The following is a 23,594-nucleotide window of genomic DNA, read 5'->3' on the forward strand; positions in this document are numbered from 1 at the left end:
AGGGCGGGAAACGCCGGCCAGCCAGCGAATGGCTAGTCCTTCCAGCCGCGGAAGCCCTCGCGTACCGACAGGCAACGGGCGTAGCCCAGCTCGCGCAACAGCTCGGCGGCGCGCAGGCTGCGACGACCGCTGTTGCACAGGCACAGCAGGATCTGGTCCTGCGTCACGTGGTAGCGATTGATCAGCGAGAGGAAGTGCTGAAAGTCGCGATCATCCGGCTCGTCCGCGTCCAGCAGCTCCTGCTCCTCCTCCGAGATCGCCCGCCCCAGCAGCTGCTTCAGCCGGAACAGCGGCACCGACACCGCGCCTTCCACCTCGCCCTCCAGCTCCAGCTCGAAGGGCTGGCGGATGTCCAGCAGCACGGCCAGGCCGATATCCACCAGTTCGCGCGCCGCGTTGACGCTGATTTCCAGCTGCGGGTCGTTCGTCTCGTTCGCCATGAAGGCTCCTTTGCAATTGCGGGATCGGAAAGATCGGGATTAGGCACACTAGAAATGCCACGATTCACACGGATTTGCCTTTTTTTGGGTGCCTGGGTAGCATCCTAATTTCTTTAATTCTAACAGACAGTTATCAATCGATGGAGCATACGACGATGGGAACCCTCACCTAGGCCGGGCGCCGAATTCCGCGCCCGGCCCATGCCTTCTTCTAACACCTCAACAGGAGATGCGACCGTGGCGCGCAAGAGCTCGTCTTACCTACGTCAAGCCTACGATTCCCAAGTCAACCGCTGGGTCCGCCAGGACTACTGGGGCGCGATTGGTACACCAGTCGACCTTGCCTCGCTACTCGAGAAGATCGAGAGCGAGACCCCCCATTCGGACACTACTCCCCGATGCGGACAAGTTATCCAGACAGGCTGCTGCGTCCGCCTGCTGGACTTGCAAACCGAGGAGACCTATCTGGTCGAGCTTTGCGAGCCGGAGCACGCCCAGCCCGAGCGCGGGAAGATATCGATCTTGTCCCCTCTGGGCTCGCGTCTGCTGGGGCTGCGCAAGAACTCGCTGGCCGAGATCACGCTGCTCCGTAGCCGACTGCGATTCCTGGTAATCGAAATACTGGCACCGGGGCACGATCCAGACCAATGATCCACACAGGCCTGCCGGAGGTTCACGCCCCGGCAGGCACATCATCCGGCCGGAATACCGTATCCGTGTGCTGCCTCTTCGTCTTCGTCAGAGGCTATGGGCACAATCATTCTGTTGCGGTGCCGCCACCATTTCTCGCACCCAACTCCAGGAGAATGCATGAGGCTCTGGTCGAAGTGGAAAAAAGGCGGTGCGTTGTTGGCCGACGTGCTCAAGCGCAACGGGATCGACCCTACGGCGGCCGCGGCCCAGGAGGTGTTCAGCCAGATCCTGAACGAGGCGGAGGCGGCGGCCGATACACGCCTGAAGAACGAGCAGGCCGACGGGAACCTCTCGCCCGACGAGCGCAACACGCGCTGGGAGGCGCTGTTCTTTGAAGAGATTCGCGCCCGGGCCAAGGGCTACGCCCAATCTGCGCGCAACCAGCGCAAGGATTAAGCCCGGCCATTTCGTGGCCCCCGTCGCACTTCGTGCTACCCTCCGCCGCGTTTCCCGTTCCACCGGTCCCGCCCATGAAATTCTTCCGCCTGATCAGCGTTCTCGAGGGTTTGTCGCTCGTCACCCTGCTGTTTATCGCAATGCCGCTGCGCACGTATGCGGATATGCCGCTGGCCGTCACCTATGCCGGCTGGGTGCACGGCATCCTTTTCATCCTCTACGGTGCGACTTCGCTGGTCGCCAGCCACCTGAACGGCTGGTCGGTGTGGAAATGGCTGCTGGTTCTGTTCCTCGGCGTGGTCCCGTTCGGCTTCCTCTACGTGGACCGCATGATCCGCCGCGAGACCACCCCCGCCGGCGAGGCCGAGACGGCCTGACCCCACTCATCGTCAGCCGAGGCCCGACAACGGGAACGGCGGGCGCCAAGCCTTGTCATCCCGGCCCAGGCGAAGCGTCGAGCCGCGATCTCCCGCGCGGGCAGGCCCCATCGACCGAGCCCAACCCGCGCGCGGAGATCCCGGATAACCGCTCGCGGCTTCCGGGATGACACAGTCGGGTGCGCGATGCCGGGTGAGCCTGGAATCACGGAGCGTCGCACTTCCGCACAATGGGCTTTGGCGTGGTTTAATCGGCGCTCCACCCCGCCGATAGCGAAGCCGCCATGATTGCCGTGATCTTTGAAGTGGAACCGCATGCCGAACGCAGGCAGGACTACCTGGATGCGGCCGCGAGCCTGCGCGAACACCTGAAGGACGTCGACGGGTTCATCTCCATTGAACGTTTCGAGAGTCTCAGCCAGCCGGGCAAGGTCTTGTCACTGTCCTTCTGGCGGGACGAGACCGCCGTGCAGGAATGGCGCAATCTGGAGGCGCACCGGCAGGTGCAGGCGGCCGGGCGCGGCGGCATCTTTGTCGACTACCGCCTGCGCGTGGCCGAGGTCGTGCGCGATTACGGTATGCATGACCGCGACCAGGCCCCGCCCGACTCGCGCACGGCCCACGGGGCCTGAATCCACCAACCGCCCCGGCGCGTATCAGTCCGTGTCGCGCACGATGATGCGGCCCTGCATGTAGGGGTGCGGGGCGCAGATGTAGTCGTAGGTTCCCGGCTCGGTCAGGGTCACGCTGTCGCTCTCGGCGTGTGCCAGCAACGCAGTGGCGAACGACTGCGGACCGCTCAGGGCCACCGCGTTGTGGGCACCGGATGTCTCGCCGTGCCCGTAGGTGAAGACGTCCTCGTTGACCCAGGTGATCTTCGTGCCCGGCGCCACCTCGACGATCTTCGGGTAGAAGGCATTGCCCTTCATCTCGATCACGACTTCCTCGACGTCGGACCCGAACCGAACCGGCCGATCCGCCCGCGCGGGAACCGGGTTGGCATCGGAGTCGGGGATGCCGAATGGTGAAAGGATCCGCCGCGCTTCACCCATCCGCTCTTCCCGCTCCGCCGGCTCGTAGGACGGGCCCTCGGCCAGGATCTCGGAAGGCGTATCGGCGTCCGCACGGGCATCCAGCAGCCCGATGGCACCGCGACTGGTACCCCCCACGCCATGATCCAGCATGGTGTAGACGCCCTCCTCCGGGGGTATCCGGAACTCGATCACCCAGGAGTCCGAGGGGCCCGCGGTGACCGTCTGCCCGCCGGGCCACATGGCCGCGGGATGCCCCTGCCAGTACACGTAGTCCCAGACGATGCCGACGATATGGAAGGTCGAGAGCAGGTTGGGCCCCACGTTCAGGAAATACATGCGCACGTAGTCGCCCGGGCGCACCGGGATCGGGTTTTCCACGTAGCGGAACAGCTCGCCATTGAAGGCGGTGTAGCTGGGATCGCCTTCCACCGCTTCCTTGCCGCTGGCGTACAGCTCGTGCTGCAGCATGTAGAGCTTCAGATCCGGCTCCTGCCCCAGGTCCGCTTCCAGCTGGTAGGGCTCCTCGCGCGGCTCGACCACCATCATCCCGTACTGGCCGAACATCACGTGCATGGGGATGGCATGGCCACCCGGAGCGCAGTGATACATGAAGACCCCCGGCGTCGTCGCGCGGAAGGTGATCGACTTGGTCTGCCCCGGCATGATGGAACCGACGTGCTTGGAGGTCTGGGTATAGGCGGCATGGAAGGACGCCCCGTGCATCACCGCCCCGCTATTGGTGATCTCCATGCGCACAATGTCGCCCTCGGTGACACGCAGGGTGGGCCCCGGCAGTTTGCCGTCGATCAGGAAGCCGTCGTAGACGACGCCCTGCCCGATCGGCACCTGACCCTCGTTGAGGTCGATCCTGAACACATGATCCGGCTCGATATCCTGCGAGACGTACCCGGTCGGCCGCGTCTCCAGCCCCTCGTCGCGTTCGATGATCTCGATGAAGTCGCTGTCACCGAACCGCTCGCTGAAGTCCGGCCCCGGTGAAGCCTGCGCCGCAGAGGCCACCCACCAGAACAGTCCGATCACGCACCAGGCCACGAGGTGCATACCCCGATCGTGGCGACCCATGGCCGAAGATGCTGCTGGTTTTGTGTGCTTCATTGCGTTCTCCCCCGGACCGGGTACACGGCACCCGGCCAAATCTGTATACCCCATATACCTAATTTCTAGACGCACGGATCGAAGTTGTGCAAGTCACGCGCTCATGGGGCTGCCTGAAAATGCCTTGAACTCCCCATCGCCACCAGTGGAAACGGCGTCGGCAGTGGCCTATAGGAACTTCTTTGGCAGCCGGAAAGGAGAGCGGGCATGGGCATCATGTAGTGGTCAAGCGATTTCGGACACCTCGATAGGAGGTTCGGCTGTCCATTTTCGCTCGTAGGCGTTGGGCGACAGGTAGCCCAGGGTTGAGTGCCTTCGGCGCTCGTTGTAGAAGCCGACGATGTAGTCGGTGATGTCCCGGGTGGCCTCGCCGTGATTGGCATAGTCCCGTCGCCAGACGCGCTCCGTCTTCAGGTTCAGGAAGAAGCGCTCGGCCACCGCATTGTCCCAGCAGTTACCCCGCCGGCTCATGCTGGCCCGGGCGCCGTGCTGCACCAGCAGACGCCGCCAGGCGTCGCTGGTGTACTGACAGCCCTGGTCGGAGTGCACCAGCAGCCCCGGCTCGGGTTGCCGGCTCTGCAGCGCCATGCGTAGCGCACTGCAGGCCAACTCGGCATCCAGCCTTCGGCTCATGGACCAGCCCACCACCTTGCGGTTGAACAGGTCCAGCACCGCCGCCAGATACGTCCAGCCGGTGCGGGTCCGGATGTAGGTGATATCCGTCACCCAGGCCGCGTTCGGGCGCGATGGCTGGAACTGCCGGTCCAGGTGGTTTTCCACCACCGGCGCGGTCGCATCCCGCTGGGTGGTCACGACGAACGCCCGCTTCCAGACCGGGCGCAGGCCCTGTTCCCGCATCAGACGGCGGACCCGGTAGCGGCCCACCGTCACACCGTCCGAACGCAGGGCGGCCTGCACACGGCGGCTGCCGTAGGTCCATTCCGACTGCTCGAACGCCTCCTTGACCCGTGCCTCCAGTGCACACGGCTGGCGCGGCCGCCGGCGGCGCGTCTGCGCCGCGTAGTAGCCCGACCGGTTCACCTCCAGCAGATCACACACCCGCTTCACCGGAGCCTTCTTCGCCAGCGTCGTGATGCAGCGAACCATCACAGCAGTTCCCGGGCGAAGAAGGCCGAAGCCTTTTTTAGTAGGGCCTTGTCCTCTCGCAGTCGGCGGTTCTCTTCCTCCAGCTCCCGGATCCGGCGTTGCTCCGGCGTCAGGGGGCGACCATCACCCGCCTCGCCGGATCGATCCGCCTTGAGCTGCTCGACCCAGCGCCGGACCGCCGTCTCGCCGACCCCCGTATCCCGCACCACCTGCGGCACACCCTGGCCCTCGTCCACCACCATCCGGGCAACCCGAAGCTTATACTCCGGATCAAAATTCCTGCGTCCCATATCGTCTCCTCGATCAGATCCTCATCATTCCACCGATCGAGGTGTCCACCAACATTAGACCAGCACATCATTGAGGAGTTCAAGCAGTTTGTGGCGCGCGGTAACGTCATCGACATGGCGGTCGGCGTCATCGTGGGGTTGGCGTTCGGGCAGATCGTGTCGTCCCTGGTGTCGGACGTGCTGATGCCACCCATCGGTCTGCTGATCGGCGGGGTCGACTTCTCGGAGCTGATGATCGTGCTGCGTGAAGCGGAGAACGGCGTGGCCGCGGTGACGATCAACTACGGCACCTTCATCAAGCGCGTAGTGGACTTCCTGATCATCGCGGTGGTGGTGTTTGCCGCGATCAAGACGATCAGCCGGCTGCAGCGGACGAAGGAAACCCCGCCCGCGGAACCGCCCGCCCCCAGCAACGAGGAAAAGCTGCTCGCCGAGATCCGCGATCTGCTGAAGTCAAAGTAGCGGCGAGGGAAGCCCCCGCCGCCACTTGGCGTCAAAAGTCCTCGAACTCCATGGTGCGGAAGACGCGGCCGGCATTTTGCCGATGCAGCTCGTCGTAGGTGTCGAGGTGGCGGTAGGCCGACTGGTCGATGTTGTAGGCGTCGTTCAGCGTGCCGCCGGTATCGAGGATCTCCTGCACCTCCTCGCGCAGGAAGACGAGGTAGTCCCGGGTGTACTTGCGCAGCTGCTCGAAGTCGGTCACCGGACCGCCGTGGCCGGGGATGATGTAGTCGGCCTCGATCGCTTCCAGCTTGTCCCAGGTTTCGATCCAGCCGGCGGTGTCGGTGTACTCGAAGATCGGCAGCATGCGCTCGTGGAACGCCAGATCGCCGGTGATCAGCGTCTTGCGATCCGGGGCCCACAGGGCGATATCCCCCGGGGCGTGCGCGGGGCCAAGGTAGAGCACCTCGATGGTCTCACCGCCCATGTCGAGGTCGACGCGATCCTCGAAAATCTTGTCCGGCGTGCCCAGTTCGGTCAGAAACGCCTTGTCGCGCGTGCGGTTCGGTGCGCCCTCCAGGCTGCGCTGGCCGTTCTGCTCGATCTCGCGCGCGGCATCCTCGTGCGCGATCACGGTGGCGCCCTGCTCCTGCCAGTAGGTCATGCCGAGCATCGCATGCCCCTGGGCGTTTTCCAGCACCACATACTTCACCGGCTGATCGGTGCGCTTCTTGATCTCCTGGTGCAGGGACTGCGCCAGCAGGTAGTTGTCACCCGCGTTCATCACGACCACGCCATCGTCGGTGATGATGAACGACAGGTTGTTGTTATGACCGGAATTCTCGTAGGTCGACGGCTGGGTCGCACCGATCGCGGACCACACGCCATCGGTCACCTCCTGCGGCATGTCGTAGAGGAAGGAATCGAGCGCCTTGTCGAGCACGTACAGCGGCAATTCGGCCTCCTTCCACTCGGGGAAGCCGCCAGCGTAATTGTGCACGTTGGTATAGCCCATGCGCTGGAGCGTCTGTGCTGCGAGCGCGGAGCGGCGGTTCTCGTCGCTGTAGACGACGATCGGCGTGTCCTTGTCGGACACCGCACCCGGTATACGAAACTCCAGCTCGCCCCGCGGGATATTCAGTGTCAGGTGCGAGCGGATCTGGCCGCCTCCCAGCTCGATCTCCTGGTGCGAGCGGACATCGATCAGGACATGGTCCGGCTCGTTCGCGATCAGCTCGCGCAGGGCCTCCTGGTCGATATCGGTAACCTCGGCGCGGGCATCCTCGACCAGGGAATCCGCGGTGATCTCGTCCCCCTGTGCGACGGTTGCCGCCGCGAACAGAGCCAAAGCCAGCCATGATGTACGCATCGGGGTGTCCTGTTGTTGCCGGATGTGATTCCCTGAACATAGACAGCCACGGCGCGAGCGTCCATAAAGCGCCCGGCAACGGAACGCCCAGCCCAAGGGGTACAGGAGAAACCACCATGACAGACGCCGCCGAGCTGGCGCGACTCAAGGAACGGATCGATCAACTGGCCGGGATGGCCGCCGATGAACATGCCGCGGCAGCGCGCACGCTCGCCGACGAGCTGAAGGGAGAACTGGCGGTACTGTCCGATGGCGGAAAGCCCGCCCCGGGTACCAGCCAGGCGGACCAATCAGGCGAGTTGCGGGTACCCCGGGAGACGAATCTGAGATGCCCGCGCTGCACGCTGCATTCGTTCAACTTTCAGTCCGGCTCGATGCGCGCACGCGATGACGGGGCGGGCTACGAGGCACGCTTTCACTGCATGAGCTGCGGATTCGAGGACTACGCTCCGGTCAAGCCCCGCTGAGGGAAACACTGAGCGGGCTCGCTGCCGCGTGATCAGCGTGGATGCGTGTGCAGCCAGGTGCGCATGCGGCGGGTCTTCTCGACCATGCGCCAGAGGGAACGGCTGTTGTTGTAGCGCGAGACGTGCTGCAGCGGGACCCACAGGATGTCGTGCGACTCGTGGCTGCCGGGCACCGGCAGGCGGTCGTCGATCTCCAGCAGAAAGCGCACGTCGATGTGTTCGTGCATCGGAAAGTGCGGGCTCGCCGGGATGGTGTGGATGTCGAGATCAAAGACGTCCTCGGCCACCAGGTGAATATGCTCCCGTGCCAGGCCCGTTTCCTCGTGGATCTCGCGCAAGGCGACCTGCAGGATGTCCGACTGGCCGTCGGCATGCCCGCCCGGCTGGAACCAGCGGTGGTGCTTGCCATGCAGCAGGAGCAGCGCGCGTTCGCGATCCGGGCTGACCACCCAGGCGGAACCAGTCACGTGTGCCGGCAGGAGATCGCAGTGGAAGCAGTCCGGATGGGCCTGCACGAAGTCCAGCGCACGGCGCACAAAGCCGGCTTCCTCGATGAACGGGGTCTGGTGGCGGGCGAGCAGCTCGAGCAGTTGCGCGCGGTGCATCTTATGTACCGGCGGGGTTGTGCAGGGCGTGAATCGCCGCCCGTGCCGCCTCGTCGATGTCCGCCTCGGAGCCGGCCAGCGTCAGGCGGCCGAACGCACCCACCGCGCGCACGTCGATCAGCGAGACATGGGAGGCCTTCAGTGCCTGATTGGCCGCATAGATGATGTAGCCGGCCGGCTCCGCCTCGAGGATGAACATGCTCTGGTCGGGCAGGATCATGTTGCCGCGCCGGTTCTGGCGGTTGATCAGCACGGTGTGATCCGGCGTCATGCCGCGGATCGTCTCCTGCCACGGGATACGGCAGGGCTGGCGTTCGGACTGATCCGCGCCCAGGCGCTGCAACAGCACACGGCCGGCCTCCTGCACATCGCTCTGGTCGCGATGGTGGATCACCATGGAACCGAATTCGCGTTCCACGACCTGCTGCGCGAGGTGCACACGGGTGGCCTTCAGCGCGACGTCCGTCAGCCGGTGCACGGCCATGCCCGGCGACACCTCCACCCACAGGCACGCGTCCCCCGGCACGGGCAGAAAGCCCTGGGAGACCGTGGCCATGTATTCCGCCAGCTGAGGCTGGAGGGAATCCATGTAGACGTAGGTGCGCAGCTTGATCATCGATTCGCTCTGGGCCGGGGCAACACCCCGTTAGCCCCCGCGCGGCGCGGCCCGGGCCCGCGCGGGAATCCGCACACACGAACTTGAGCCGCCAGAAAACCGCCGGCTTGTTCGCGCACACGGGAGAATAGAGGGGCGTATTGTGAACGCAGCGGCCCCGAAGCTCAACGCCAGACGCTCCTGCGCTGCGCGAAACCGCGCATTTTTGTGACACGGCGGAACGACAGTGCGGGTGGCTGGCTCTACTCTCGAGACAACACATTCATGTTATTGCGCCCTGCCCGGGAGCCTGTATGAGCATCAACCAGGAAACGGACCTGAGTCGCCATCACGAGCCGCGCGATTTCTCCGACCGTGTCGCACGCGCCTTCACATCCATGATGCGCCTGTTCGCCGACACCTTCTTTGCCCGCCGCTACGGCCACCGCGCCGTGGTGCTGGAGACGGTGGCCGGGGTCCCCGGCATGGTCGGGGCTACCTTGCAGCACCTGCGCTCGCTGCGCCGGATGGAGGACGACCACGGCTGGATCCGCACGCTGATGGAAGAGGCCGAAAACGAGCGCATGCACCTGCTCACCTTCATCGAGATCGCCTCGCCCAACTGGCTGGAGCGGCTCCTGATCATCCTGGCGCAGGGCTTCTTCTACACGCTGTACTTCCTGATCTACGTGATCTCCCCGCGCACCGCGCACCGGATCGTCGGCTACTTCGAGGAGGAGGCCGTCATCAGCTATACCGATTACCTGGAGGAAGTCGAGACCGGTGCGATCGAGAACATCCCGGCACCGGATCGCGCCATCCAGTACTGGGACCTGCCGGAGGACGCACGCCTGTCCGATGTCATTCGCGCCGTACGCGAAGACGAGGCCGGCCATCGCGACGTCAACCACGGCTTCGCCGACCTGCTCAACAAGAAAACTTGAGGCAGGCCTGCCGAGAGATACGCACAAAAAAGGCGGTCACATCCCTGTGACGATCGCAACAAGGGACCGTGCGGGAAATCCCGGCGGTGCTCCGTAAACGGGTACCACCGCGTAGCCCTCGGCCTGATGGCCGGTCAGCGCGACGGACGCATTGCGTACCGGCTCGATGCCGGGCAGCACTTCGGCGTGATCGACCCCGAACAGGCGCGCGGCCACAGAGCAGGACTCCATCCGAACGCCCTTGTCCTTCAGCGCGGCTGATGAGCTCCTCGATCGTGTCCCGGTGGTCGAACTCCGTTCAGCCCTGATCGACACCCTCCAGTGCCCGCGCATCGTTCGGCATCACATGGGCGGCCAGCGACTCATTGTTGCGGAAGTGGTGGCAGATCGAGCCACTCGAGACACCGGGCTCACGCCGAATATCGTGGATCGAGATGTTGAAGTACCCAGCCGTGCTGCACAGTTCCAGCACCGTCTCCAGCACACGCTGGCGCCTCGCCGATTTCCTGTGCTGATACGGTCATCGCGCAACCGAACACGACCGTTCGTGCTCGATTGGGACCGATACACGGCGCTTGCCCCCCCTCGCATCGGGCGAAACAGGCCGGCTTCTGCCAACATGGGGGCCGAGGGGGAGAGGCCAGGGGGGCTTGCATGACCGATCCAGACGATCCGCGCACCCAGGCCATGACGCCCGGGTCCGGCCAGCGCTACTGGCTGGTGTGGCTGGCAATCGGGCTTGTAGCGACATTCGCTTATATGCTGATGCCCTACGGCGCCACCACTGCGGCCCTGTACGTTGTGGCGAGTCTCGGCGCCGCCGCCGTCGTCGCCGCGGCACTGTTTCGCGGGTGCTCCCCGTGGTGTCGATCGGCCTGGGTCCTGATCGCGATCGCCCTGCTCCTCGGGGGTACCGGGCACCTGATCTGGTATGTCCTGGATCTGCAGGGCCTTGAGCCGTTTCCGGCGGCGCCGGATTTCCTGTACCTGGCGGTGTATCCGCTGTTTATTGTCGCCCTGTGGCGGCTGGGTGGCCCGGCGGACCGCGACGATGGCGCCCTGGGCGATGCGCTGATTGTCGGGATCTCCGCGGCGGTTCTCGCCTGGGCGCTGTTGATCCAGCCCTACCTGTACGACCCGGAGCTGACCTACCTGCAGCTGCTGGTGTCGGCCGGCTACCCGGTGTTCGACCTGATGCTGCTGCCACTGGCGCTGCGCCTGGTGTTTCGCTACAACACCCGAATTGATGGCCAGCTGTTCCTGCTGCTCGGCGTGCTGGCCTATCTGGCGGCCGATCTCCTCTACGCCCACGGGAACTCCACCGGCTGGTATCAGCCCGGCGGACTCACCGATGCCGGCTGGCTGATCGCCTATACCCTGTTCGCCACGGCCGCGTGGCACCCCTCGTCCCAGGTCAACCCGGACGACCGAACCGGCAGCCATGAGCTCTCCCGCCGCAGGCTCTACATCCTCGGGTCCGCGGCGGTACTGGTGCCGGCGATCATCCTGTTCACCGCCGGGGTGGATACGGACACGGTGCGCGTCGCCGCCGGCGCCTCCATCCTGATCTTCCTGCTGGTTCTGTACCGCATGAGCGGATTGATCCGAGAGACCCAACGCCAGGCCCAGGCGCTGGAGCAACTCTCCCGCACCGACCCGCTAACCGGGGCGGCGAACCGGCGGCACCTGGAGACCGTTCTCGAGGACGAACTGGCGCGTGTCCGGCGTCTCGACACACCGCTCGCCCTCGCCTTTATCGATCTGGATTACTTCAAGCAGTACAACGACCTCCACGGCCACGCGCAGGGGGATCGCCTGCTGCGCGACCTAGTCACAGCCTGGCATCAGGAACTGCGCCCCAGCGACACAATCGCCCGCTACGGGGGCGAGGAATTTGTGGTGGTGCTCCCCCACACCGGCCCGGATCAGGCGGGCACCGTCATCGAGCGCCTCCGGCAGCGCACCCCGAACCAGCAGACCTGCTCCGCTGGCATCGCCTGTGCCGAGCCGATGGAAACCGCGGAAAGCCTGCTCCGGCGCGCCGACCAGGCCTTGTACCGGGCCAAGGACGAGGGCCGCAACCAGTCGCGGTTCGCCACAACCGATGAGGCTGCGCTGGCGCCTTCCTGAACGTTGCCAGCCCCATTAACCCGGCAAGGGCAATGGCCGCCGCGGACACGATGGACAGGCTCCAGACGCGTTGGTTATAGTTCGTGCACCCTCAGGGGAGTAGTCGCTCCGGCACCGCCGGAGGCATGCGTCAACATCCTTGGCCCGAGGGAAACATGGATCCGTGTTTCCCTCGGGCCATGGCGTGTGCAGCCCGTCCGAAGGCGCCCCGACGCGCCTGCGAAAAGCGGCCTGACGAGACCTGTGGCATCGAAATCCGCCTCGCGTGATCGCGAGGGTAGCCCGTGGGCGGGCGGCGGATGACGATGTCACCGGCTCTGCGTTACGCCGCCCGCCCCGGAACTGCATTCATGGAACTCTTCCTGCTGTCCATTGTGGCCGTAGCCATCGCGGAGATCGGCGACCGTTCGATGTTCCTGGCGGCCGTGTTCGGCATGCGCTGCCGCAGTGCCTGGGCCGTTTTCTGGGGGATGGCCACGGGCCTCTTCCTGAACCAGTTGTTGTCCGCGGTCGTCGGGATCTGGCTGTTCGCGGTCATCGCCACTGACTGGCACCTGTGGGTAGTCGGGGCGGCCTTCCTGATCATGGCGATCTGGGTCCTGTTCCCGGAAGACGACGAAGACGAGAAGGCACCGCAGGCGCGCAGCGCATTCTTCGCCGCCGCGGTGGCTTTCTTCCTGTTCGAGATGCTGGACAAGACCCAGCTGGCGGTCGTCACCCTGGCCGGGGCCTCCGGCGCGCTGCTGCCCGTCGTCCTGGGCGCCACAGTCGGCATCCTGCTGATCACCACCCCGGCCCTGATCCTGGGTAAGCGTTTTGCCGCGCGTATCCCGGCCGCGCCGATGCGCTGGATCGCCTCCGGCATGTTTCTGCTGATCGGCCTGTGGACCTGGTCCGAGGCCGGCAACTGGATCCCCGATCTTGGCCTGCCAGATCTCTCGGGCTTCCTGATGCAGGCCGTCGAAAACCACCAGCAGGGGCAATAACGCAAGGCTGCGCTCGCGGAGATCGAAACCTCCTGATCCCCCGGGCGCGCTGCGTTCTCCGCGTTATTGCAACAATTCGCGCACCGTGTCGATGACCTCCGGATCGTCCCACTCGATCAATAGGCGTCCAGCAGGTCGATCATCCACACCTCGATACCCGAGGCAACCAGCGCGCGCCAGCCGGTAATGGTTCTCGTATTGCCCCGTTCAGGGAACACTGATGAATGTTCCCACTCGCGTTGGTACCCCAGGTTTTCCGAGACAAGGCGCGGTGTGCAGCGGGTAGTGGTTCTACCCGCAAGGGGCACAACGCAGCATCGGGGAACCTGGGGTACCAACCCCACGAACCCGAACCATTCAAAGCAGGGGCTCGGCCGCCCGTTGTTATCAAAAACGGGCGCGCGCGGCGTTGCGGCTCCCTTGTGCAGAACGACTGCGCGGCAGTCGCCGCGCCTTGTTCGCACGCAAAAGCGACTCGGGCGCGAGCGGGTACATGGATCAGCGTTGCCCTGCCCGCGCACAAGCTGAAGTGGTATCGCGGCGGCATGCAGCTATGGCATATGTTCGCCCTGACCACGGTGCCGGGGGAGGGCTGAACCGGCCTGTGCTGTCCGTATAATGGGGGCCTTCCGATTGCGCAGGGAGCGTTATGCAGACCCCGGACGATGCCGCCCAGTTGCTGGACACCCTGCAGGATGACAACCAGTGCGATCTCGCCGAGACCCTGCGTCGTATCGTGGACTGGCTACGCCCGGACAACCCCCGCAATGTGGCGCCGGTCATTGCCCGAATCGAGAGCCTTACGCTGGCCCTGCAGGCACAGCCCGAGGTACGCGAACGCCTGCGCGAGCGTCTGGAGGCCGGCCTAGAGGACGCCCGCCACCTGACGCTGTACACCGGCGTGGGTCTGTTCTCCCGCAAGGGCTTTTTCCGCGAGGCGGCGGAGCTGCTGTACGAGCGCATCAACCCGCGCCCGATGGAGCGCGCGGACCTTCGGGACGTGCTCTACCACGTCTTCCACGACCCCGATGACGCGATCTGGGTATCGGCCCTGCCGGACGATGCCTGGTCCCGGCTGCTGGGGGCGCTGGGCTGCCTGTCCGGCGAACACCCCGGCGTGCTGGACCGCGCCCGCAGCGAGACGCTCTACGCCCTGGAGATGCTCTCGATCTGGATCGCGGCCGAGGAACTGGAACCGGAGCTGCTGCGCCTGGACCCGTCGATTGCCGAGCGCAACTCGGCCTTCGTCGCGCAGGAGCGCGAGATCTCCGCCTACGTGCGCGACTACCGCGCCTGGCTGCAGGACCCCGGCCACGAACGCATGGACGACGCCCATGCCCGGGTGCTGCTGGAGCAGTGCGGGGATCAGATCCTGCGCCTGCGTCGGCGCGCGATCACGCATGGCAGCAGCCTGTCGCTAACCCACCTGCTGGAGCGCCTGGACCAGACGCTGTCGCGCATTCACAAGCTGCTGGACCTGCTGGAACCGCGTGAGGAGGCACACACCCGTGCCACCGCGGTGGGCGTGTTCCGCGAGCTGGTCACAGCCAGTGCCCGCCGCCACGGGTTGCGCGCGCTGTGGCAGGACAACATCCGCCTGGTCTCGCGCAGCATCACCCAGCATGTCTCCGATACCGGCGAGCACTACATCACCCGCGATCGTGGCGAATATCTGACGATGCTGCGCTCGGGGGCCGGGGCGGGCCTGATTATCGCCTTCATGGCCCTGATCAAGATCCAGGTGGAATCCCTGGGCCTGTCCGAGGGCTGGAACGCCTTGTGGGTCAGCCTGAATTATGGCCTGGGCTTCGTGCTGATCCACATCCTGCACTTCACCGTCGCGACCAAACAGCCAGCGATGACCGCCGCGCGGCTGGCGGCCGCGATCGAGGAGAACGAACGCGGCACGGCCGACGCCTCGAAGCTTGCGGACCTGCTGGTCCGGGTGGGCCGCTCCCAGTTCGCGGCCGTGCTGGGCAATGTCGGCGTGGCACTCCCAACGGCGCTGCTGATCGGGGTCCTCACGGCCTGGGGCTTCGGCACACCGATCCTGTCGGGCACCGAGGCGGATTATCTGCTGGATGGTCTGCGCCCGATCATGGGCCTGGCGCTGTTCTTCGCGGCCATCGCCGGGGTCTGGCTGTTCGTCTCCGGCCTGATCGCCGGGTTCTTCGACAACCGCTGCGCCTATCTCGACCTGCCCGGTCGCCTGCGCGAGCATCCGCTGCTGCAACGGCTGCTGCCCACCACCACGCGCCATCGCCTCGCCGACTGGGTCGGATACAACTACGGCGCGGTGCTGGGCAATTTCCTGTTCGGTATGCTGCTGGGCATGACCGGCTTTGTCGGCTACCTGCTGAACCTGCCCCTGGACATCCAGCACGTGGCCTTCGCCTCCGCGAACCTCGGCTACGTGACCGCCAGCGAATCCATCGGCGTGTTCACCTTCCTGTTGTTCCTGGTGTTCGTGCTGCTGATCGGCGCGGTCAACCTGTGGGTCAGCTTTGGCCTGGCGCTGTACGTTGCCCTGCGCGCCCGCGGCGTGCGCATCGGGGCCTTCGACCGCGTGCTGAAGGCCTATGGCCGGCACCTGCGCCGGCACCCGACGCAATTCTTGCTCCCGCCACGGGGTGGCGAGGCCCAGGAAGGTGACGAGGCACCCCCCAGGTGAGGCCGGCATGATGCGCGCCTGGTGGGTCGTCCTCGTCGCCTTCTGGCTGGCCGCCTGCGCCGGCAGTCCGCCGCAACCGCCCGCGGACGAGGCCCCGGATGAACGCCCGGACGCCGAGGTCCTCGAAGCCGCGGACGGGACCCGCCTCCCGCTGCACCGCTGGGGCCCGGAAGAGCCCCGCCGGGTTGCGCTGGCCCTGCACGGTTTCAACGACCATGGCGGCAGCATGGCGGCGCTGGGCGAGGCCCTGGCCGAGCACGAGATCGCCGTCTACGCCTATGACCAGCGGGGCTTCGGCGCCAACCGCGATGTCGGCCATTGGGCGGGCTACCAGACGATGGCCGAGGACGCCCGCACCGGGCTGCGCATCCTCGCCGAACGCTATCCCGACAACCCGCCCTACCTGATCGGCAAGAGCATGGGCGGGGCAGTGGCCCTGCTGGCCACCAGCGGCGAAGAACTGCCGGCGATGCGCGGGACAGCCCTGATCGGTCCGGCCGTCTGGAGCCGTGACCAAATGCCCTGGTACCAGCGCTTCGGCCTCTGGGTTGGTGCCCGCATTGCCCCCGGCATGCGCCTGACCGGCGAGATGGCAGCGGAATTCGATATCCGGCCCACCGATGACCCGGCGGTCCTGGAACAGATGCGCGATGACCCACTGGTCCTGCGCGAGGCCCGCATCGACGCCCTCGACGGACTGACCACGCTGATGGGTCGCGCGCTGAGCGCCGGAGACGCCCTCCCCGCCCCAAGCCTGCTGCTCTACGGTGCGAAGGACGACCTCGTGCCACCCGGGCCCACGGCGGTGCTGGCCGAACGCCTGGCCGCAACCGGCGACCCCGGCCACCGCATGGTGCTCTATCCCGAGGGCTACCACATGCTCACACGCTACACCCGTTCCGTGGACACCTTTGGCGATCTCGTCGCCTGGATGCTGGACCCCGAGGCCACCCTACCCTCCGGCCACGAACGCGCCCCCGAGACCATGGTGCAGAACCTGCAAGATCTCGACGCGCAACGTTAACCCGAAACCAGCGCCTGGCTGCACAGGACCGGCGACCCAACCGGCATTTGATCCAGATCAAGACCCCGAGGTATGAGGTCTCTAATACTCAGAGACCTTTTGTCTGGACCCGCGAGGTCTCCATGTCCGCCGAACGTCCTGCATCCCCGCGCCGGGCCCTGCGACTGCGGCTGTTCATCGTCGCCGCGATCATGGGCGTGGCCCTGCTCGTGTTCCTGACAGTCCACATCACCTCCACGCTGATCTACGAACGCACGATGACACGCCAGGCGGAACAGACCGCCAGCGGCATCGCCCACCAGACCTTCGCCTCGATGTTTCAGATCATGCGCGAGGGCTGGACCCGCGAGCAGCTGGAGGCGTTTTCGGCCGGGATCGAGGAATCGCTGGCGGATACGCCGCTGCGGCTGGACTTCTATCGCGGCGAGAAGGTGGCGGCCCTGTATGGCGAAGTGGACCAGCCCACCTGGCACGAACGGATCGAGCATGCATTCGAGACGGGGGCCATTGAGAGTCGCCAGGACAACGGCGAGCTGCGCTACACCTTCCCCTTGCGCGCCCGCAACGAGTGCCTCGCCTGCCATGGCAATGCCTCCACCGGCGATGTGCTCGGAGTGATGGAGGTGCGCCAGGACCTGGGTACGGCCATCAGCGAGGCGCGCAACCAGCACGTCTGGACCTTCCTGGGGACCGGGCTGGGCACGCTGCTGCTGGGTTCCCTGATCGCCGCCTGGGCGACGGCGCCCATCACCCGTTCGGTGCGCCGCTTCCAGGATCAGGTGACCCAAGTCAACGCGATCAAGGACCTCAACCACGTCGAGACGCAGGCAATCGACACCGGCTTTGTGGAGCTCAACCAGGTCGTCGATCAGGTGGATGACCTGGTGCGCAAGCTGCGCGCGGTCGCGGTGGACAAGGACATCCTCGAGTTCGAGCTGAAGCTGCTCGACAAATTCATCATCACCTCGGACGTGGTGCGGGACTGGCGCGAATACATCGGGGTCTTGCTGACCGAGATCAACACGATCATCGATGCCTACACCCTGTTCACCCTGTTCAAGGCCAACGACGACATCTACGAGCTGGAGATCTTCTGGCGCGCAGAACCCAAAGAGGCCACACGACGCACCGTGGAACGGCTGGCCACGCATCGCATCCGGGCATCCGAGGAGTTCGTGCGGGACGCGAACATCAGCGTGCGGCACAACGTCGCCGATGCCTCCAGTCATCTGCCGGAACTCTCGCCCCGCCAGATCGAGCTGGCGACCAAGTCGCTGGTGCTGGACACCCCACGCATTGGCGGTGTGGTCGGGATCGGCGTGCAGTCCGAGCTGGTGCGCGACCCGGTCCGGCACGTGGTGATCGAGAGCATCTTGTCGACGCTGCTGAACCTCGTCGGCTCGGTGAAGGCGATCTACAAGTACACCCAGGACCTCGAGCACTACGCCACCCGTGACCCGCTGACCAATCTGTACAACCAGCGGGTGTTCTGGGAACTGTTCAACTACGAGATCAAGCGTGCCGAGGGGCATGGCTACCCCTTCGCGGTCATGGTCGTGGACCTGGACAACTTCAAGACCATCAACGACCGCTACGGCCATGCCTTTGGTGACCGCTTCCTGCAGGCCTATTCCGAGACGATCCAGGGCGCGATCCGCAACGAGGATATCCTGGCCCGGTACGGGGGCGACGAGTTCGCGCTGATCCTGCCCGAGACCGACCAGCAGTCCGCCTGGCAGCTGGCCGCGCACATGGCCGAGGCCACCGATGGCCTGTCGCTCCCGGCCCCGGACGGCTCGCGGGTCAGGGCCACCACCTGCATCGGCATCGCCGCCTACCCAAGACACGGCAAGGACACGCGCGACCTGTTCCTGGTGGCCGACAACATGATGTACAAGGCCAAGCGCGAGGGGAAAAACGCGGTCTGCGTGCCGAGCGACGAGGAAGTGGCCGCGGTGTTCCGCGAGGCGGGCGAGACCGGGATCATGATCATGGAGGCGCTGGAAGACCGCCGCATCGTGCCCTACTTCCAGCCGATCATGGACACCACCACCGGCGAGGCCCATATCCACGAGCTGCTCATGCGCATCCGCGTGGGCGGCGAACTGATCCCGGCGGGCCAGTTCGTCGAGGTCGCCGAGACCATGGGGGTGATGCACCAGCTCGACTATGTACTGATCGAGCAGGCCTTCATCGAGGTCAGCCGCTCCGGCTACTCGGGGCTGTTGTTCATCAACCTCTCGCCGCGCGCGCTGATCATTGGCGAGTTCATCGGCAAGGTCCGCCAGCTCGCGCACGACCACGGCATCGAACCGGCCAAGGTGGTGTTCGAGATCACCGAGCGTGACACGGTGAAAAACATGGCCGTGCTGGAGCAGTTCGTGCTCGACCTGAAACAGCAGGGTTTCCAGTTCGCGGTCGACGACTTCGGCTCGGGCTTTTCCTCGTTCCACTACCTCAAGCGCTTCCCCATCGACTTCGTGAAGATCGAGGGCGATTTCGTGCGTAATATGGTCCACGACGCACGCGACCAGGCGTTTGTGCGCTCCATCGCAGCGCTGGCGCGCGACCTGAACGTACGCACCATCGCCGAATTCGTGGAAGACGCCGAGATCCTGGAAGCAGTCAGGTCCATCGGCATCCACTACGCCCAGGGCTTTCACGTGGGCCACCCCGGCCCAGGGCCGCTGCCCGGCCCCGGGGACGGCAAGACCCGCCACTGAGCGGCCTCGCCTGACGGGCCACGCTGTTTTATCGTGGGGACAGCCACCCGTACTTGCAGAGAGTGGCCGGAGGCACGATGGGACAAAAGGGCAAGGGGTCTTCCGAACGACTGGACGCGCTGGTCGCACAAAGTCATCGCTCGCGCGCGGAACGCGAGCAGGGCTATCGCGAACAGGCGCTCAAGATGTACCCATGGGTCTGCGGGCGCTGCGGGCGGGAGTTCACGCGCGCCAACCTGCAGGAGCTGACGGTCCACCACCGCGACCACAACCACGACAACAACCCGCCCGATGGCAGCAACTGGGAGCTGCTGTGCCTGTACTGCCACGACAACGAACACCAGCGCTATACCGACGCGACGCCCGGGAGCGGCAAGAACACCGACACCACGGCGACCCACAACCCCTTCGCTGGGCTCGCCGACCTGCTGAACCGGGACGACGACTCGAAGTAAGGCCTGTACGGCAGTCACCGCGCCTTGTTCGCACGCAAAAGCGACTCGAGCGCGGACGCGCAATTCAATCATTGTCTCCCTAGAGTGACCGCCACCAGAACTGGAGCGGCTTCCAGGTCTCCTCGTCCTCGCCCAGATCCGGCCAGTGGTAATGGCATACGAGCCCTTCGGCAGGTTCGTAGCCACGCTTGCGCCAAAAGCCGTCCAGCGGGCGATAGCCCGCCGGGCGTGCCGGATGATCGTCCGGGCGGATGACGGCGCAGAAGGTCGCCTGCCTATAGCCTGACTCACGCGCCGCGGCCTCGCGGGCATCGAAGAAGTAGTGCCCGGCACCCCGGCCCCGATACGGTCGCCGCAGGACCGACTCCGCGAGATAGAAATAGCGCTCGGGATCCAGTCCGTTCTGAACAAAAGGAGCCTGAAAATCGGCGTCGGCCGCCGCCAGCGGCAGCGAGGTCGACGCGCCCACCAGTTCGTCGCCCTCCCAGGCGAGCACCACCGCGCTTTGCGGGCAGCGGACATAGTCGACCAGGTAGTCCCGCTCGTACTCGACGGAACCTTCGTACAGGTAGGGCCACTCGCGAAAGACCTCGATACGCAGCCGCGCGATGGCCTCCAGATGCGGCTCAAGGCCCGTGCCACGTTCCATCGTGAAGTCCACTCCCGCCTCCTTTATTCATACGTCCTGTGACACAGATCAAAGGGGCCGACTCGATGCCCCTGGAACCAGGAAACTCAGCCACAACGATCTACACTCAGGAAGAAAGGATGCAACATCCCGCGCGGACCCGATCGCAATACCGGGCCCGCTCGTGGATTGCGTGTCCATTTCGCCCTTCGGGGCATTCACGTCTGTCCAACAGGAGGCACTGTATGGATACCGTATGGATCGTTGTGGCCGATGCTGCCCGCGCGCGCATCCTCAGTTGTGAAGGTCGAGCCTGTCAGGGTTTGCACGAGATCGAAACCCTGGCGCACTCCGAGTCCCGCGTACATGCCCAGGAACTGGTCACCGACCGGCCCGGCCGCAGCTGGAGCAGTTCGGGTGATGGCCGCCACGCCATGCAGGAGACAACCGATCCGAGCGTCAACGAACGCAACCGCTTTGCCCGCGAAGTGGCCGAACGCCTGAAATCGGGCTATCACGGCGGCAGCTACCAGCGGCTGGTGATCCTCGCCGCACCCCAGTTCCTGGGGGCCCTGCGCGAACTGCTGGACCCGCAGGTCGCGCAGATCGTCACTTCCCAGATCGCCAAGAACGTTTCCAAGATCCAGGACCCGGCCGCCCTGCGCAGCCACCTGCCGGACTTTCTCTACTAGCCCGTCCAGCCTCGACAAGGGCCCGCCCAGCGCGGGCCCTTGTCACTCGAACCGCACCTCGACTTCCGGGACCTGGTCCGGAACCAGGCCCTCGTAACGCACCCGAAAGGCGTCGTGTTCATCCACCGCAAACAAGGGCCCGAAGCTCCCCAGACTCAGCAGTTCGCCAGCATCGAGGGTCTCGCCGCGGGCCGCCAGTTCATCCACCAGCCAGAGTACAGCGTCCAGTGGGTGTCCGAGGATGGCGCTACCCGGATACTCGCCCAGTACCTCGCCCCCCTCGCTCTCGATGACCACCGTCATCGCGGCCAGCGTCTCACCCATCTCCTGGGTCACGGGCACCGGCTCGCCAAGGACACCTCCCCGCGCGCCCACGTTGATCGCGGTAATGCTCCAGGCATCCAGGGTCGCGGGGTCCGCGACCATCAGATCCACGAGCTCAATGAATGGCAGCACCCAGTCGATAGCCGCGAGCACCTCGGCATGGTCCGATGCCTGCATGATGGCCGGGTCCGCCACGCGAACGGCCAGATCGGCCTCGACCATAGGGCGCGCGCCGAAATCCCGCGCGACCGGGAGCTCTGACGGCCAGATCATCCCGGCCAGCAGGGCACCGGCCACCGGGGCATCGGCGCCGAAGCGCTCCTGAACGGTCTCGGAGGTCAGCCCGACCTTCCACCCCACATGCGGCCCCACCACCACATCCAGCTCCGCCACCATGACGCGCTGAATGCACAGGGCATCGGCCATGTCCTCCGGCTTGACCCGAGCTACGGGCTCCCGGTCCTGCCAGGCGGCTGCGAGGGTCTCGCCCTCATGGGCACTGCCCTCCGGGCAGGCCGCGAATGCCGGACCCGCGATCCATAGCCCCAGCAACAGTCCTGCGAGTCCCACACCCATGCAAGGACGCATGCGGATTCTCCCCAAAACGGCCATTGTATCCGGGTACCGCCCAGGTGACGTCGCTAGTGCGGATCGGATGCCTCGCGTTCGGGAGTCCCGGGAACGGGTGCGATGCGGTCGGCATCCGGCTCGGGGAAGTCGCTCGGCGCGAGGACCCCGAGTAGTTCGGGTCCGTCATGGGCGGGCACGAAGATCGCCAGTTCGGCCTCCTGGATCTCCAGATCGACTGCCTGGCGCAGGTTCAGGTCGTGGCCCACCACCACGATGTTGGAATAAGGATCCGCCGGCGGCGTATGAAGGTGGCGCACAAGGCCATCGATCAAATGGGCTCGGCGGTCCTCATCCCGCACCCAGGGAAGGTTGAAGAGGTCATAGCGGATCTCGTACTCCTCAAAGGCCAGCGAGGCGGTCTCCCAGTTCCGGCAGAAGGGGCTGGTCAGCACTTGCTCGACCGGGATCTCGAGCGCGCGGAAGCCGTCACCCACCCGCCGCGAGTGATTGCGCCCAAGGGTGCTCAGGTTGCGCTGCCCCGCGCAGTCATCCATGTCGCTGATGTCATAGTCATCGTGCGAGCGATCCGTCTCCGCATGGCGCCAGAAGACAACCAGCCCGCCCCCCTGCAGTCGCTCGATCAATTGCTCCGCACTCATCTCCTCGGCCCCAGGTCCCATGGGGACGAGGCCGAAGAGCAGTGCTCCAAAGAACCCGGACACCCGCCTCGCCATCGCCTCCGCTCCCCATACTTCGTCTACTTGATACTCAATGCGTAGACGAAAAATCGAGGGTGCGCTCGGGCCGACCGGCTCAGAAGTCGCCCGGCGTCAGCACCCCCAACAGCCGCGGGCGTTCCTCCCCGGGCTCGAATACCGCGATCTCGCCCTCGTCGATCTGAACCCGGGCCGCCCGCTGCAGATTGATGTTGTGCCCGACGATCACGACATTCTGCCCAGCCTCCTCGGGGGGTGTGTTGAGGTAGCGTTGCAACGCACGTACGAGCTCGTCCTGACGCTCGCGATCGCGTACCGGCGGCACGTTGAACAGGTCCTCGCGAATCTCGTAGGCGTCCTCGCCAAAGGCGATACGGGCGCTGTCCACGTTGCGACAGAACGCGGAACTGAGGATCGACTCCACGGGAATCGCATGGCGCTCGAAGCCCTCGCCCACCTTGCGCGCCTCTTCCTTGCCCTGATCATTGAGATTGCGCTGAAGCTCGCAGCGGGACATGTCCGACAGGTCGCGGTCACGCTGGCTGCGGTCGGTCGCCGCGTGGCGCCAGTAAATCACCAGCCCGCCCTCCTGCATGCGCTCGATCAGCTCCTCGGGAGCCAACTCCGTACCGGCATGGCCCACCCCCGGCACGAGAAGACTCGCGATCAGAATCATAGCCATGCGCCACATGCGATATGCCCTCATGTTTCTCACCCGCCCTACAAATGATTCCGACCCGTCGGCCCGGCTGAGGTTCGCCCTGCGCGATCGTTGACGCCCCCCCGGCTCGGGCCTAGTAT

24 protein-coding genes and 2 pseudogenes are annotated in these 23,594 nt (G+C 65.4%); 14 read left to right on the forward strand and 12 right to left on the reverse strand.

The window, feature by feature from the left end:
- Positions 1-32 precede the first annotated feature (32 nt).
- Positions 33-440: a rhodanese-like domain-containing protein gene (locus tag TK90_RS08290; protein ID WP_012983023.1), complete on the reverse strand. Its 408-nt coding sequence runs from the start codon at positions 438-440 to the stop codon at positions 33-35.
- A 237-nt stretch (positions 441-677) separates the two neighbouring features.
- On the opposite strand from TK90_RS08290, the gene TK90_RS08295 reads away from it, so the two are divergent.
- The 4 genes from TK90_RS08295 to TK90_RS08310 all read left to right on the forward strand — a co-directional run bounded on the left by TK90_RS08295 (position 678) and on the right by TK90_RS08310 (position 2,538).
- On the forward strand, positions 678-1,091 hold the full coding sequence (locus TK90_RS08295) for a GreA/GreB family elongation factor (RefSeq protein ID WP_012983024.1): 414 nt from the start codon (positions 678-680) through the stop codon (positions 1,089-1,091).
- 159 nt (positions 1,092-1,250) lie between these two features.
- Entirely contained in the window at positions 1,251-1,529 is a 279-nt protein-coding gene (locus TK90_RS08300; protein ID WP_012983025.1) for a hypothetical protein, read from the forward strand.
- A gap of 74 nt (positions 1,530-1,603) precedes the next feature.
- Entirely contained in the window at positions 1,604-1,906 is a 303-nt protein-coding gene (locus TK90_RS08305) for a DUF3817 domain-containing protein (RefSeq protein WP_012983026.1), read from the forward strand.
- A 284-nt stretch (positions 1,907-2,190) separates the two neighbouring features.
- Positions 2,191-2,538 (forward strand): antibiotic biosynthesis monooxygenase, encoded by a 348-nt coding sequence (locus TK90_RS08310; RefSeq protein ID WP_012983027.1) that lies wholly within the window; start codon positions 2,191-2,193, stop codon positions 2,536-2,538.
- Positions 2,539-2,562: 24 nt separating this feature from the next.
- Here the strand turns inward: TK90_RS08310 and TK90_RS08315 are convergent, their stop codons facing one another.
- Both TK90_RS08315 and TK90_RS08320 read right to left on the reverse strand, forming a co-directional pair.
- Entirely contained in the window at positions 2,563-4,023 is a 1,461-nt protein-coding gene (locus tag TK90_RS08315) for a plastocyanin/azurin family copper-binding protein (protein ID WP_012983028.1), read from the reverse strand.
- Positions 4,024-4,281: 258 nt separating this feature from the next.
- Positions 4,282-5,453, reverse strand: a protein-coding gene (locus TK90_RS08320; RefSeq protein WP_148216238.1) for an IS3 family transposase whose coding sequence is annotated in 2 segments (ribosomal slippage) — positions 4,282-5,195 and positions 5,195-5,453 — 1,173 coding nt in all. Because the reading frame shifts where the segments join, the coding sequence is not laid out codon by codon here.
- Positions 5,454-5,519: 66 nt separating this feature from the next.
- On the opposite strand from TK90_RS08320, the gene mscL reads away from it, so the two are divergent.
- Positions 5,520-5,915 carry a large-conductance mechanosensitive channel protein MscL gene (gene mscL / locus TK90_RS08330; RefSeq protein ID WP_041444347.1) on the forward strand — a complete coding sequence of 132 codons (396 nt, stop codon included), beginning with the start codon at positions 5,520-5,522 and terminating at the stop codon, positions 5,913-5,915.
- 31 nt (positions 5,916-5,946) lie between these two features.
- On the opposite strand, the gene TK90_RS08335 is transcribed toward mscL, so the two are convergent.
- Entirely contained in the window at positions 5,947-7,263 is a 1,317-nt protein-coding gene (locus TK90_RS08335) for a rhodanese-like domain-containing protein (RefSeq protein WP_012983030.1), read from the reverse strand.
- A gap of 116 nt (positions 7,264-7,379) precedes the next feature.
- Here TK90_RS08335 and TK90_RS08340 point away from each other — a divergent pair, with 116 nt between their 5' ends.
- Positions 7,380-7,730 (forward strand): hypothetical protein, encoded by a 351-nt coding sequence (locus TK90_RS08340; protein ID WP_012983031.1) that lies wholly within the window; start codon positions 7,380-7,382, stop codon positions 7,728-7,730.
- Between the two features lie 32 nt (positions 7,731-7,762).
- On the opposite strand, the gene TK90_RS08345 is transcribed toward TK90_RS08340, so the two are convergent.
- Both TK90_RS08345 and TK90_RS08350 read right to left on the reverse strand, forming a co-directional pair.
- On the reverse strand, positions 7,763-8,335 hold the full coding sequence (locus TK90_RS08345) for an NUDIX hydrolase (RefSeq protein WP_012983032.1): 573 nt from the start codon (positions 8,333-8,335) through the stop codon (positions 7,763-7,765).
- A 1-nt stretch (position 8,336) separates the two neighbouring features.
- The gene (locus TK90_RS08350) at positions 8,337-8,951 is read right to left on the reverse strand and encodes a microcompartments protein (protein WP_012983033.1); all 615 of its coding nucleotides are present in this window, start codon (positions 8,949-8,951) and stop codon (positions 8,337-8,339) included.
- A 293-nt stretch (positions 8,952-9,244) separates the two neighbouring features.
- Between TK90_RS08350 and TK90_RS08355 the strand changes: the two genes are divergently transcribed.
- On the forward strand, positions 9,245-9,874 hold the full coding sequence (locus tag TK90_RS08355; protein WP_012983034.1) for an alternative oxidase: 630 nt from the start codon (positions 9,245-9,247) through the stop codon (positions 9,872-9,874).
- A gap of 36 nt (positions 9,875-9,910) precedes the next feature.
- On the opposite strand, the pseudogene TK90_RS08360 reads toward TK90_RS08355, so the two are convergent.
- Both TK90_RS08360 and TK90_RS08365 read right to left on the reverse strand, forming a co-directional pair.
- Positions 9,911-10,172 (reverse strand): annotated as a pseudogene (locus TK90_RS08360) (DsrE family protein); the annotation flags it as partial.
- A 3-nt stretch (positions 10,173-10,175) separates the two neighbouring features.
- Positions 10,176-10,358 (reverse strand): annotated as a pseudogene (locus tag TK90_RS08365) (TetR/AcrR family transcriptional regulator); the annotation flags it as partial.
- A 236-nt stretch (positions 10,359-10,594) separates the two neighbouring features.
- Between TK90_RS08365 and TK90_RS08370 the strand changes: the two are divergent.
- The 6 genes from TK90_RS08370 (at position 10,595) to TK90_RS08395 (ending at position 19,863) form a co-directional block, all read left to right on the forward strand.
- Positions 10,595-12,004 carry a GGDEF domain-containing protein gene (locus tag TK90_RS08370; protein WP_041444348.1) on the forward strand — a complete coding sequence of 470 codons (1,410 nt, stop codon included), beginning with the start codon at positions 10,595-10,597 and terminating at the stop codon, positions 12,002-12,004.
- A 350-nt stretch (positions 12,005-12,354) separates the two neighbouring features.
- Complete coding sequence (locus TK90_RS08375) at positions 12,355-12,990, forward strand: TMEM165/GDT1 family protein (RefSeq protein ID WP_012983038.1); 636 nt, start codon at positions 12,355-12,357, stop codon at positions 12,988-12,990.
- 649 nt (positions 12,991-13,639) lie between these two features.
- Complete coding sequence (locus TK90_RS08380; protein WP_012983039.1) at positions 13,640-15,661, forward strand: site-specific recombinase; 2,022 nt, start codon at positions 13,640-13,642, stop codon at positions 15,659-15,661.
- 7 nt (positions 15,662-15,668) lie between these two features.
- On the forward strand, positions 15,669-16,685 hold the full coding sequence (locus TK90_RS08385; protein WP_012983040.1) for an alpha/beta fold hydrolase: 1,017 nt from the start codon (positions 15,669-15,671) through the stop codon (positions 16,683-16,685).
- 122 nt (positions 16,686-16,807) lie between these two features.
- On the forward strand, positions 16,808-19,408 hold the full coding sequence (locus TK90_RS08390) for an EAL domain-containing protein (RefSeq protein ID WP_012983041.1): 2,601 nt from the start codon (positions 16,808-16,810) through the stop codon (positions 19,406-19,408).
- 77 nt (positions 19,409-19,485) lie between these two features.
- Positions 19,486-19,863, forward strand: coding sequence for a YajD family HNH nuclease (locus TK90_RS08395; protein ID WP_012983042.1), 378 nt, complete (start codon positions 19,486-19,488; stop codon positions 19,861-19,863).
- A gap of 79 nt (positions 19,864-19,942) precedes the next feature.
- Here TK90_RS08395 and TK90_RS08400 read toward each other — a convergent pair whose 3' ends face one another.
- Positions 19,943-20,524 (reverse strand): GNAT family N-acetyltransferase, encoded by a 582-nt coding sequence (locus TK90_RS08400; protein WP_012983043.1) that lies wholly within the window; start codon positions 20,522-20,524, stop codon positions 19,943-19,945.
- A gap of 212 nt (positions 20,525-20,736) precedes the next feature.
- Here TK90_RS08400 and TK90_RS08405 point away from each other — a divergent pair, with 212 nt between their 5' ends.
- On the forward strand, positions 20,737-21,183 hold the full coding sequence (locus tag TK90_RS08405; protein ID WP_012983044.1) for a host attachment protein: 447 nt from the start codon (positions 20,737-20,739) through the stop codon (positions 21,181-21,183).
- Positions 21,184-21,225: 42 nt separating this feature from the next.
- On the opposite strand, the gene TK90_RS08410 is transcribed toward TK90_RS08405, so the two are convergent.
- The 3 genes from TK90_RS08410 to TK90_RS08420 all read right to left on the reverse strand — a co-directional run bounded on the left by TK90_RS08410 (position 21,226) and on the right by TK90_RS08420 (position 23,484).
- The gene (locus tag TK90_RS08410; RefSeq protein ID WP_041444349.1) at positions 21,226-21,933 is read right to left on the reverse strand and encodes a 2-keto-4-pentenoate hydratase; all 708 of its coding nucleotides are present in this window, start codon (positions 21,931-21,933) and stop codon (positions 21,226-21,228) included.
- 215 nt (positions 21,934-22,148) lie between these two features.
- Complete coding sequence (locus TK90_RS08415) at positions 22,149-22,799, reverse strand: histidine phosphatase family protein (RefSeq protein ID WP_148216262.1); 651 nt, start codon at positions 22,797-22,799, stop codon at positions 22,149-22,151.
- Between the two features lie 91 nt (positions 22,800-22,890).
- Positions 22,891-23,484 (reverse strand): histidine phosphatase family protein, encoded by a 594-nt coding sequence (locus TK90_RS08420; RefSeq protein WP_012983047.1) that lies wholly within the window; start codon positions 23,482-23,484, stop codon positions 22,891-22,893.
- Positions 23,485-23,594 lie beyond the last annotated feature (110 nt).

The organism is Thioalkalivibrio sp. K90mix (assembly GCF_000025545.1).
Lineage (GTDB): Bacteria > Pseudomonadota > Gammaproteobacteria > Ectothiorhodospirales > Ectothiorhodospiraceae > Thioalkalivibrio.